Consider the following 11551-nt stretch of genomic DNA (forward strand, 5'->3'; position numbering starts at 1 on the left):
GTATAGTTCAGTTTAAATATAAAAGAATATCCTAGGGAACGCCCTGATTTAGCGGGGTTTTAACGAAAGATTAAAAACGAGCAGGTTGGACTAGTCTTTAGAGTATCCAAAACGCTTTAGTTGCCTATCGTTGCTTCTCCAGTTTTTATTCACTTTTACATACAATTCTAAATGCACCTGTTTACCGAAGAATTTTTCCAAATCTGCACGCGCCTCTACTCCTACTCTTTTTAGAGCGTTCCCCTTATGCCCAATAATGATTCCTTTTTGGGTATCACGCTCTACCATTATAATACTGCGCATTCTTATAATTTTTTCTTCCTCAAAGAACTCTTCAGTATCTATTTCTACAGCATAAGGAATCTCCTTTTTGTAATGCAGCAGTATTTTTTCACGAATAATTTCATTTACAAAAAATCGCTCTGGCTTATCAGTAAGACTATCTTTTGGGTAGAAAGCCGGACTTTCTGGTAATAATTCCAAAATTCGGCTAAAAACTTCAGATACATTAAAGCCTTCCAGTGCAGATATAGGATAAATTTCTGCATTAGGCACTTTTTCTTTCCACAAACCTACCTGCTCTTCCAGTTGTTCCTGGTTAGATTTATCGATTTTATTCAGCAGTAATAACACGGGGATTTCAGCATGGACAATTTTTCGGAAAAAGGCCTCATCTTTTAATTCTCGCTCGCCAATTTCTACCATATACACCAGAATATCGGCGTCCTCAAAAGCAGATTTCACAAAATCCATCATCGATTCCTGCAGCTCGTAAGCAGGCTTAATAATTCCAGGCGTATCACTTAAAATCACCTGAAAATCTTCTCCGTTCACAATCCCTAAAATCCGATGTCTGGTCGTTTGCGCTTTTGAGGTGATAATCGACAAACGCTCTCCAACAAAAGCGTTCATTAAAGTTGATTTCCCTACGTTTGGATTCCCTATAATATTTACAAAACCTGCCTTATGTGCCATACTGATTTTTTTACAAAGGTATTTTATTTAATTACTGCATCCTAAAACCAAAGTATAAATTGAAAAAACAAAAGAATTATATTCTAAAATTGTAAATTTTGGATGCGAATCACATAATTCCCAGTGTTTTATATTACGATATAATTAAAATTTGAATGCTTTGAAGCCCTATCCTTTCTTATTAAATTTAATTCTATAATTTTGCGGCTTCCAAAATTTAATCCTAAGCGTTTAAATATCAGGATTAAGACACAAAAAAATTCATAATGAAACAAGTTTTCAATCTATTTGATTTCTCACAAAAAGTTAATTATAAAACCGAGATTTTGGCCGGATTAACCGTGGCAATGACAATGATCCCCGAGTCATTATCTTTTGCCATCCTGGCAGATTTCCCTCCTTTAGTAGGATTATATGCGGCTTTTATCATGGGACTTATCACCGCTATTTTTGGTGGACGCCCAGGATTGGTTTCTGGAGGTGCCGGTGCAACTGTAGTGGTTTTGATCGCTTTAATGAACTCACATGGCTTAGAATATGTTTTTGCGGCGGTAGCCATGGCAGGAATTATTCAAATTGGCGTTGGTGTTTTTAGACTTGGTAAATTTATAAGACTGGTACCGCAACCTGTAATGTTTGGTTTTGTAAATGGTCTTGCTGTTATCATCTTTTCTGCACAGCTAGAACAATTTAAAGTAATGGTAAACGGACAGGTTGAATGGTTAACCGGTAGCCCACTTTTAATTATGGTGGCATTAGTTGCTTTAACCATCGCTATTATCCTGATTTTCCCTAAAATCACTAAAGCAGTGCCACCATCTCTAGTAGCCATTATTGTGGTTTTTGCCATTGTTTATTTCTTTGGTATTGACACCAAGCAGGTTAAAGATATTGCTTCGGTTAGCGGAAGTTTACCCCCGTTCCATATCCCAGAGATTCCTTTTACTTTAGAAACGCTGAAAATTATTTTTCCATACGGACTCATCATGGCAGCGGTTGGTTTAACCGAAGGTTTACTTACCTTAAACCTTGTAGACGAAATTACCGGAACCCGAGGCCGTAGTAACAAAGAATGTGTAGCCCAGGGAACCGCTAATATTGCCAACGGATTTTTCTACGGAATGGGCGGTTGCCCTATGCTGGCACAAACCTTGGTTAATTTATCTTCTGGATCTCGCGCAAGACTTTCAGGAATTATTGCTGCAATAACTATCCTTGTTATTATCCTTGTTGGTGCCCCGGTCATCGAATTATTACCCATGGCGGCGCTAACCGGTGTAATGATCATGGTTGCTTTTGGGACTTTTGAATGGGCAAGTTTTAAAACGCTTAATAAGATGCCCAAGCACGATATCTTTGTAATGGTTGTGGTTACTTTGATCACGATTTTACTTCACAATTTAGCTCTTGCCGTACTTATTGGGGTTATTATTTCTGCATTGGTATTTGCATGGGATAACGCCAAAAGAATTAGAGCCCGTAAAAGAATAGATGAAAATGGTATAAAACATTATGAAATTTACGGCCCGCTTTTCTTTGGATCTACCACTGCTTTTAATGAAAAGTTTGATGTTTTAAATGATCCCGAAGAAGTAATTGTAGATTTCTCTGAAAGCCGAATTGCGGACATGTCTGGTATTGAAGCCGTAAATAAACTGACTAATCGTTATGCTAAACAGGGTAAGAAATTACATTTAAGGCACCTTAGTCAGGATTGCCGACGCTTACTGAACAACGCCGATGCCATTATCGAAGTTAACATTATAGAGGATCCCACATACCACGTGGTTACTGATAAGGTAAAATAGTCTACTCGTTACAATAAATAAGAAGGCTTAAAACTTATCGATTTTCGATGGTTTTAAGCCTTTTATTTATAGAAAAAAACCTCATGGCAGCTCCATTACGTTCTTATAAAATATTATTCATTTAGCGGCAGCTTCAAAATATTTAATCTAGATTATTGAGGAAAATTCCTATTCGGTTTCTTCTGAATCATCTAAAGAACTAAAAGATTTAATGGCCTGGTTGGGCTCCATGATATTGTAGCCATCCCAAAAATCAGGATTATATTTTTTAAATTTCTGATAATCAAAATTAGTATTGGTTTCTACTGCAACAAAGGCATCTTTGGTTAATTCTTCTTCATCATAAACAATCCATTGAAACTTCGAAACATTACTGGCAATAATATCCATTTCCAGGTCTAATTCTTTAAGCCGTTTATTCCATAACCAACTGCCTTTTTTAACCAGTAAGGTTAAAGGACGATCTACACCAAAAGTATTACCGGCACTTTTCTCGATGTATTTAGGGTTATACTTTCCTTTTTGATCTTTTTCGAAAATCATAATCCCATTATACACATCTTCTTTGTTACTCACCCCAAAGATCTTAAACTTCTTTAGTGGCTTTACATTCTCGTAATCCAGCCGATAAAGTCCAAAATCTTCAGTACTCACGTACATTTTTCCTTTAAAATCGGCGCGCCGTTTTGGTTGAAAATTGATCACGTAAGCAATATCATTTCCTATTTGTGTATATCCTGCGACATCGAATTCATATTTTCTGGATTTTTGAAAAATATCCAGTGTAATGTCTTCTTTCCAGAACATTCCCTTTAAATTCGAATTAATTCGGCTTTTAAGACCGTTAGCGATATTTTCGTATCGCTTTATACTATCCTGAGCTTTTTCCTCAGCTGTTTTCTCCTTAGGTCTAGGTGCTTCCAAATCTTCCAGAAATTCTTCGCTGTCCATTTTCACGCCCAAAATGCCAGATTTAATTTTCACATAGGTGTCCTGGCCAAGATTATCCCTGATTATTTGCTCCATTCGCTCCCCCAATTCTTCTACGCCTTGCTCGTTGGTAGGATTATAAAGATTAGCGATTTTGATGAGTTGAATTTTTTGTTCATCATAATTTCCATAAAAGTCACCAAGATATTCCATATAACTGTCTACGTACCGAGGGATTTGTTGTAGTGCGTTGTCTACAAATTTCTGGTCGATTTCAGGAATGGTACTTTCTTCAACTTCCATATCCAGCCGACTAATATTATTAAAAAACGAACTTCGATAAAAAAAGCGCTTCTTAGAAAAACTAAAATTATAATTAGAGTCTATCCTGGCGAGAACGCGTTCTAATATTTCTTCGCCGGTAAGGTTTTTATCAGAAAGAAAAACTTCAGATAATGCTATGGAAGAAGGTTTAATAAAGAGGGTGTCTTTTAATTCTGAAACAGTTAATTCGGTTTCCTCATAGCCCAATGAAGATACTTTAATTTTAGTTTCTGGCAAAGTTCCTTCGGGAAGTACAAAAACACCTTCGTCGTTAGTCACTACACCGTTGTTTTTACCATATTGAATAGTTGCAAAGGGAATAGTTTGTTTGGTTTGAGCATCGACCAGTACAGCAGAAGTTTGGAGTTGCTGTCCAAAAATACTGGACGAGATGAGCAAAAGTGCTTTAATAAGTAATGTTCGCATTTTGATGATGGTTAGATTAAGACTATCTAAAAGACGTTTTTAGCTACAAACTGTTACACGAATTTTAGTATTTTAATAGATGTTATAGATTGAGTTTAATTACTTAACGTAAAGCTATCAATAAATATTATAAAATATCTAACATTGCTTTAGTCCCCACTATTAAGAATAATCGTATTTTTAAGGCAAATGAATGACTAAAGGTACAATCTATGCCAATTAACGTTCAGGGTGATAAGGAGTTTGACAGTGTAACTTCTATTCAGAATAAAGCCCTTCGTATTAACCTTAATGAGAATATCTACGGCACTTTTGCTGAAATTGGAGCCGGGCAGGAAACGGTGAGAAACTTTTTTAGGGCTCCAAATCCTACCGGAACTATTGCTAAAACGATGAGTGCTTATGACAAGGATTTTAGCGATGCTATTTATGGAGCCGAGCCTGCAAAAAGATACGTAACTGAACCACGGCTAAAAGCCATGATGGCCTACGAGACCGGGCTAATAGAAAAACGAATTTCACGGCTTAAACATCCCAATAAACTCTTCTTTAGTTTTGCAAATACGGTTGCGACTATAGATTGGGCTAAAAAATATAAAGGGCATGGATGGATTGGGATTCGTTACCAGACTACTCCAAAAGAAGAATACAACGAGATTATAATGCATGTGCAGCTTCACGAAAACAAAGCGGCACAGCAGCAAATAAGTCTTGGGATTATGGGGGTAAACCTTATTTATGCCGCATATTATCATCACGACGATCCCAAAACTTTGCTAAAACATTTATATGATCATTTAAGTCCTGACAAAATTGAAATCGATACGATTAATTTTACCGGGCCTGCTTTTAAAGATGTAGATAACCGTTTAATGAGTTTACAACTGGTAAGAAACGGAATGACCAATGCGGTGATGTTTGCGCCATCTGGTAACAATGTGCTACCAGCAAATGTGTTATACAAAAAGAATATCCTTACCCTTCGCGGTAGTTTTAGACCGGTAACCAATGTAAACATTAGCATGTACGAAAAATCATTGCAAATGTTTATGGACGAGCATAAAGTGGAGCGAGCTGCTACTGAAGTTATTTTTGAAATGACCCTTTTCAACCTGAAAGCTGAGGGAGATGAAATCGATGAAAAAGACTTTTTAAATAGAGCAGATTTACTTTGTGCTTTAGGTCATACGGTAATGATCTCTAACTTTCAACAGTATTACAAAGTAGTAGATTATTTTGCCCAGTTTACTTCAGAACCAATAGGGCTTACTATGGGTGTTACTACATTAATCGATATTTTTGATGATAAATATTATAAAGAACTAAGTGGAGGAATTTTAGAAGCTTTCGGAATTTTATTTGCCAGAAACGTAAATATTTATCTTTACCCCGCTAAAGACGAAGAAACAGGAGAAATCCTTTCTACCAAAAACCTAAGGGTTAATAATAATACGCGTGGTTTATATAATTTCTTTAAACAAAACGATCGCATTATCGATATTACCGATTTTGAAGAACAATCTTTAAATATCAATTCCAGAAAAATTCATGAAATGATACACGAAGGGAAAAGCGGTTGGGAAAAAATGCTTCCTGAAACAGTAACCAAACTCATTAAAGAAAACCAGATGTTTAGGAAAAAATAATCTATTTCTTTTCTGAAAAAGAGCCTGAACATTAAATTTGCCAGTAATAGTACAAACATAAAAAATCCCGGTATTACCGGGATTTTTTATGTTTGTACTGAAAATCTAGTTTTGATAGAATGACTCTGCCGGCCAGCTATCATTAGAATAATCTACATCTGGTAAAATTTTATCAGGATCGATTTCTATGCTCTTTGGAGCTTTATCAGTTTCCACTAAATGACTCCAGCTATCACCACGTTGCCAGATTTCTACGGGAAGTGTTAACTCTTCTGTAGATCCATCCTGGTAAGTGATCTTCAATTTAACCGGCATTGGCACTTCTCCTTTATTCGCTAAATTGATAATAAATCCGCTTCCTTCTCTATTACCCTGCACGCCATCAATCGCCAGATCGATATTTCCCGTGCCGTAAAACCAGTTCCCAAAAAACCAGGATAAGTTCTCTCCACCTACATTTTCCATATGATTAAAGAAATCTTTGGGTTGAGGGTGCTTATATGCCCATGTTTTAATGTATGATTTAAAAGCATTATCAAACCTTTCGTGACCTAAAATATATTCCCTTAACATATATAATCCAACGGCTGGCTTATAGTAGGCTACCATCCCAAGGTTTCTAAGATTTGCAACATCTGGATACGTATCGATCCCCTCACGGGTTTCTGATTTAAACCAACCTGTCATATTTCTTGTTTTATTAAGGCTTGTGGGATACTCCCCAAACTCTTGCGTACTGTAATAGTTTATAAAAGTATTGAAACCTTCGTCCATCCATGCGTACCTTCTTTCGTTAGATCCAACGATCATTGGAAACCAGTTATGTCCAAATTCATGATCTGTAACTCCCCAAAGAGAGGCTCCTTTACTTTTCCAACTGCAAAAGTTAAGACCAGGATATTCCATTCCTCCAATTTCAGCAGCTACGTTAGTTGCTACCGGCCAGGGAAATTCAAACCACTTGTTTGAATAATTTTCGATAGAATGTTTGCTATATTCTGTAGATCTACCCCAGGCATCGGTACCCGCACTTTCTTTAGGATAAACAGATTGTGCTAAGATATCCTTCCCACTTGGCAAATCGATTTTTGCAGCATCCCAGATAAATGCTTTTGAAGAAGCAAAAGCAACATCATGCGAATTTTCCATTTTAAAACGCCAGGTAAGCGTACCTTCCTGTTTCGCTCTTAAAGAAGCATCTGTAATTTCATTTTCTCCAACGATAAACACAGTTTCATCACTTTTTCTGGCTTTATCCAGGCGATCTCTCATTTTAGAGGAAAGTACCTGACGTTCGTTTACTAATTCTCCAGAACCTACCACTATGTGATTCCACGGTGCTGTAATTTCATAATCAAAATCACCATACTCTAAATAGAATTCTCCGGCGCCAAGATATGGCTCCACATTCCAGCCTTCGATATCATCATAGACTGCCGGACGGGGATACCATTGTGCCATTGCGTAGATCGTACCGTCTTCTACATCTAATCTTCCCATACGATCCATTCCTTTTACCGGAATTTTGTATTTAAAATTCATCGAAATAGTTGCACTACCCCCATTCGCTTTAATTGGTTCTTCAAACCAAATCTGCATTCTGGTATCGTTAATGATATGTTTAGAAGAAGTACTTCTTCCAGTTTTAGCACTTAGATTAGAAATCTCGTATCCACCATCTACATCTCCGTTATATCGGTTACCACCAATTGGCGTGGTTAGATTACCTCGAGAGTTTTCTGTAAAACGGTTCTGTTCTAAATATAACCAAATAAAAGGTAATTCATCTGGACTATTATTGGTATACGACAGGGTAATTTCTCCACTTAAAGTATGTGCCTGATCATCTAAAGTTGCTTTAATTTTGTAATCGGCTTCATTTTGCCAATAATCTGGTCCTGGTACTCCAGAAGCCGACCGGTATCGATTACCGCTACGATCCATAAATTCATCAAAATCCTGCTGATTGCTCCCTACTACTTCCTGAGCCTGAGACAAAAAGCTAAAAGCTCCTGTGAAAGCTAAGGCCAGTACAGCCTTTGAAAAATATTTCATTTTTTAAATTTTTTATATAACTGCCGCTAATTTAAAGAAACTATTAAGAAAATTTTACTAAAACCTCAACTAAAATCAACAGGTAAATCGATTAACTTATTGATGCCAAAATTTGTTTTTTTGATGATCATCTTTCTATGGAATAAAAATTAGGAATTCAATTATTGTTTTGCGCTGCGATCGTACATGATAATGCTACCGGCTACAGAGACATTTAAACTTAAAGTAGATTTGAATTTTACCAAAAAATGTGACTTTTCAATGGCTTGTTTAGAGAGTCCATGATCTTCAGCTCCTAAAAGATATACACAACGGCGCGGATGCTTAAAAGTTTCCAAAGGCTCCGCTTTCTCGTTTAATTCAACGCCAACTAACATCGCACCTTTAGGTAAATGTGCATAGAAATCATCAAAAGTGTCATAGTGAAAATACGGCATGGCACCAACCGCTTTATGAGTATCACAAGCTTGCTTTGCATAGCGATTCCCTATGGTAAAAATAAAACTTGCACCCATATTTTGGGCAGAACGCCATAGTACTCCTAAATTTTCCGGAGTTTTCCCATTCTGAATTCCAATACCGAAAAAGCCCTGCTCTAAGTTATCCACTTTCATGGTCGCAAGGTATCATTTTACAATTAATCTTGAAATTCTAAAATATTTGGTCGCAAACCTTATAATTTCAATAATGATACTAAACGAAATTATCGAATATTACTTCTTCTTTTCGAAACGATTTAAAAAGTTTTTAATAAGTAACTGCATACTTCCAAGTTCTTCCACAGGAGTATTAAGTACTCTCGATAATGAGAAAGGAATCCTTTTGGCCCTTGTTTTTAACGCTTTTCCTGTTTTAGTAATGTGTATCTTAGTCTCTAATGCATCTGGGGTTTGCTCCTTGATACTAATAAAATCTTTTTGCTGAAGCGAATTCAAAATAGGCATAAGACTTTCCTTATTCAAATAAAGTTGTCGGCGAATTTGCCCAATATTAACTTCCCTATTTTCCCATAACGTCAACATTACAAGGTATTCTGGATAACTTAATTGAAGTTTTGCCAATACAGGTTGGTAAAGTCTTGATATAATTCGAGTTGAACCGTAAACAGGAAAGCAAAGTTGCTCGTTTAAGGTAAGAGTAGATTTAGCTGTCATTTTATGCTATTTTAAAAGTTGTTGGATATCCTTTTCTATTTTCTCTGGTGAAGTTGTTGGTGCGTACCTTTTGTATGGCTCTCCATTAGGACCGATTAGGAATTTAGTAAAATTCCACTTAATTCTTTTCCCAAGTGTCCCAGGTAATCGTTGCTTTAAATACTTAAATAAAGGATGTGTTTCCTTACCGTTTACATTAATCTTTTGGGTTAATGTAAAGGTTACTCCGTGATTAAGCTTACAGGTTTCTGCCATGGTATCGTTAGATTCTGGCTCCTGCCCTGCAAATTGATTACATGGGAAGCCAAGTACTACCAAACCATCGTCCTTATATTGCTGATGTAACTTTTCAAGCCCTTCAAATTGTGGTGCAAGACCACATTTTGTAGCGGTGTTCACCACCAAAACCGGTCGATTTTTAAACTCTTTTAAATCAAGAGTTTTTCCATTGGCAGTACTTACTTCGAAATCATAAATTTTCATAGCAAAAACTTTCCCATTTTTCTTTTTCGAAATCAAATTTCCTTAATTTCAGCAGTAAAATACAAGAATCCTCATAAAATAAATTTATGAGGATATTATGCTTTTCTTCAATCAAATTTCCGAAAAAAAATTGATTAAATGTGAAAGAATTCAAATTAAATATCATTTTTAAAATTCAACCTAAAAAACTAATATTCAAAACAATAACTCTCCCTAAAATAAATTAAAAGCTACCTGAATCGCTCCATAGTCCTGCACCGTATTCCAGCTCGCTGTAGCAGAAACGGGAAGCGTAAATTTATCGAATAAATTAAGTTGCCTGTTATAGATTACGCCTATATTGGTGACTCCTGCTTCGTCTCCATAAAAATGGGCATCTTGTGGTGCAAAAGACCAAGAACCTCCCACTAATCCAGATAATGACCAGTTAGTCTCATTAAATATCACATAGCTGGCTTCCACATAATTAGAATAAGCATTTCTTAATTGTCCATTATCATTAATAAAAGTATCCCTACCCTGAACAATTGTACTCCAGGATAATTTTAAGGGTACATTCTGAAATTGATAAGCAAGTATAACGTCGATAAAATGTGAAGTAGTACTTCGATCATAGTCAAAGATTTTAGCATCTGGGTAATCACTGTAATTATTAATATCCCAAATAGAGAGGGACCAACCTTTATGCATAAAACTCACATAATAATCAAATTCGGTATAATCACCGTTAAATCCTCTACCACCCCAAAGTCCAGCCTTAAAAAAACCATTTTTTGAAGTATAATTAATATCGGCTGCCGTCATTGGCGCATCGGTAACATGCAAACCTTTCCAAAGGTGCATATTTTTAAGCTGTAGATTGAAATGAAATAATTTTGTATCGTCTTCAACTTCAGCTTCATTACGTTCTTCAATAATATTCTCCTCACTTACCTGAGCCTGAGAAATATTGCCTGCCAGCATCATAGCCAGCAGGCCTAGATAATGTATATTTTTCATTGACTTTTTACTTTCCTAAGATTAAAAACAATACCGCAGCAATGGCAGCCCCTATAATTGGGCCTACCACGGGGATCCATGCATACCCCCAACCATTGTCTGTTTTCCCCTTTATTGGTAAAAGGGCATGTACTATTCTGGGACCAAGATCACGAGCCGGGTTTATAGCATATCCTGTGGTTCCTCCAAGAGAAAGTCCTATGCCCCATACAATAAAAGAAACGGGAATTGCTCCAATAGCCCCCAGACCTACTTTAGTTGTTGCTCCTGACTGAGTTTCAAAAGATGCATCCGCAAAATAGAACACAGCGATAATCAAAACGAATGTTCCCAAAATCTCACTTATAAGATTCCTGAAAGTATTGGGTATTGCTGGAGCGGTACAAAAAACCGCCCGTTTTGCACCACCGTCCTCGGTAGCATCAAAGTGACTCTTGTACATTTGATAGACCAAGAACGATCCTATCATGGCTCCAATAAATTCGCCGGCTATATATATGGGTACATCTGCCCACGGAAACAAGCCTCCAATGGCAAGGCCTATTGTTACTGCAGGATTTAAATGTGCCCCACTGTAAGGACCTGCTACAACAACTCCTGCAAAAACAGCTAATCCCCATGCTGTAGTGATCACAATCCAATCACTACCCTGACCAATAGTTTTATTCAAGTTGACATTCGCAACTACCCCTCCCCCTAAAAGAATGAGTAGTGCAGTTCCTAAAATCTCTGCTATGAATGGTGTCATTAC

The 11551-nt window shown here is 36.7% G+C and carries 10 protein-coding genes; 2 read left to right on the forward strand and 8 right to left on the reverse strand.

Going from position 1 to position 11551, the window contains the following annotated elements:
• Window positions 1-90: 90 nt before the first annotated feature.
• Window positions 91-975 carry a GTPase Era gene (gene era / locus AC13DP_RS07320; protein ID WP_013070280.1) on the reverse strand — a complete coding sequence of 295 codons (885 nt, stop codon included), beginning with the start codon at window positions 973-975 and terminating at the stop codon, window positions 91-93.
• Window positions 976-1241: 266 nt separating this feature from the next.
• On the opposite strand from era, the gene AC13DP_RS07325 reads away from it, so the two are divergent.
• On the forward strand, window positions 1242-2783 hold the full coding sequence (locus AC13DP_RS07325) for a SulP family inorganic anion transporter (RefSeq protein ID WP_013070279.1): 1542 nt from the start codon (window positions 1242-1244) through the stop codon (window positions 2781-2783).
• 168 nt (window positions 2784-2951) lie between these two features.
• Here the strand turns inward: AC13DP_RS07325 and AC13DP_RS07330 are convergent, their stop codons facing one another.
• Entirely contained in the window at window positions 2952-4463 is a 1512-nt protein-coding gene (locus AC13DP_RS07330) for a carboxypeptidase-like regulatory domain-containing protein (RefSeq protein ID WP_013070278.1), read from the reverse strand.
• A gap of 212 nt (window positions 4464-4675) precedes the next feature.
• Between AC13DP_RS07330 and AC13DP_RS07335 the strand changes: the two genes are divergently transcribed.
• Window positions 4676-6109, forward strand: coding sequence for a TonB-dependent receptor (locus AC13DP_RS07335; protein ID WP_228251921.1), 1434 nt, complete (start codon window positions 4676-4678; stop codon window positions 6107-6109).
• Between the two features lie 105 nt (window positions 6110-6214).
• Here AC13DP_RS07335 and AC13DP_RS07340 read toward each other — a convergent pair whose 3' ends face one another.
• The 6 genes from AC13DP_RS07340 to AC13DP_RS07365 form a co-directional block, all read right to left on the reverse strand.
• Window positions 6215-8164, reverse strand: coding sequence for a M1 family metallopeptidase (locus tag AC13DP_RS07340; RefSeq protein WP_013070276.1), 1950 nt, complete (start codon window positions 8162-8164; stop codon window positions 6215-6217).
• Window positions 8165-8325: 161 nt separating this feature from the next.
• Entirely contained in the window at window positions 8326-8778 is a 453-nt protein-coding gene (locus tag AC13DP_RS07345) for an RNA methyltransferase (protein ID WP_483067485.1), read from the reverse strand.
• A gap of 99 nt (window positions 8779-8877) precedes the next feature.
• Window positions 8878-9318, reverse strand: a complete 441-nt coding sequence (locus AC13DP_RS07350) for a MarR family winged helix-turn-helix transcriptional regulator (protein WP_013070274.1) — start codon at window positions 9316-9318, stop codon at window positions 8878-8880.
• Between the two features lie 6 nt (window positions 9319-9324).
• The gene (locus AC13DP_RS07355) at window positions 9325-9801 is read right to left on the reverse strand and encodes a glutathione peroxidase (RefSeq protein ID WP_013070273.1); all 477 of its coding nucleotides are present in this window, start codon (window positions 9799-9801) and stop codon (window positions 9325-9327) included.
• A gap of 213 nt (window positions 9802-10014) precedes the next feature.
• Complete coding sequence (locus tag AC13DP_RS07360) at window positions 10015-10800, reverse strand: hypothetical protein (RefSeq protein ID WP_013070271.1); 786 nt, start codon at window positions 10798-10800, stop codon at window positions 10015-10017.
• 7 nt (window positions 10801-10807) lie between these two features.
• Window positions 10808-11548 (reverse strand): MIP/aquaporin family protein, encoded by a 741-nt coding sequence (locus AC13DP_RS07365; RefSeq protein WP_013070270.1) that lies wholly within the window; start codon window positions 11546-11548, stop codon window positions 10808-10810.
• Between the last annotated feature and the right edge of the window lie 3 nt (window positions 11549-11551).

The sequence above is a fragment of the Zunongwangia sp. L-65 genome, assembly GCF_056859415.1.

Coding starts and splice junctions, on each gene's coding strand:
- era (WP_013070280.1), bottom strand. CDS start 975: ATGGCACATAAGGCAGGTTTTGTAAATATTATAGGGAATCCAAACGTA.
- AC13DP_RS07325 (WP_013070279.1), top strand. CDS start 1,242: ATGAAACAAGTTTTCAATCTATTTGATTTCTCACAAAAAGTTAATTAT.
- AC13DP_RS07330 (WP_013070278.1), bottom strand. CDS start 4,463: ATGCGAACATTACTTATTAAAGCACTTTTGCTCATCTCGTCCAGTATT.
- AC13DP_RS07335 (WP_228251921.1), top strand. CDS start 4,676: ATGCCAATTAACGTTCAGGGTGATAAGGAGTTTGACAGTGTAACTTCT.
- AC13DP_RS07340 (WP_013070276.1), bottom strand. CDS start 8,164: ATGAAATATTTTTCAAAGGCTGTACTGGCCTTAGCTTTCACAGGAGCT.
- AC13DP_RS07345 (WP_483067485.1), bottom strand. CDS start 8,778: ATGAAAGTGGATAACTTAGAGCAGGGCTTTTTCGGTATTGGAATTCAG.
- AC13DP_RS07350 (WP_013070274.1), bottom strand. CDS start 9,318: ATGACAGCTAAATCTACTCTTACCTTAAACGAGCAACTTTGCTTTCCT.
- AC13DP_RS07355 (WP_013070273.1), bottom strand. CDS start 9,801: ATGAAAATTTATGATTTCGAAGTAAGTACTGCCAATGGAAAAACTCTT.
- AC13DP_RS07360 (WP_013070271.1), bottom strand. CDS start 10,800: ATGAAAAATATACATTATCTAGGCCTGCTGGCTATGATGCTGGCAGGC.
- AC13DP_RS07365 (WP_013070270.1), bottom strand. CDS start 11,548: ATGACACCATTCATAGCAGAGATTTTAGGAACTGCACTACTCATTCTT.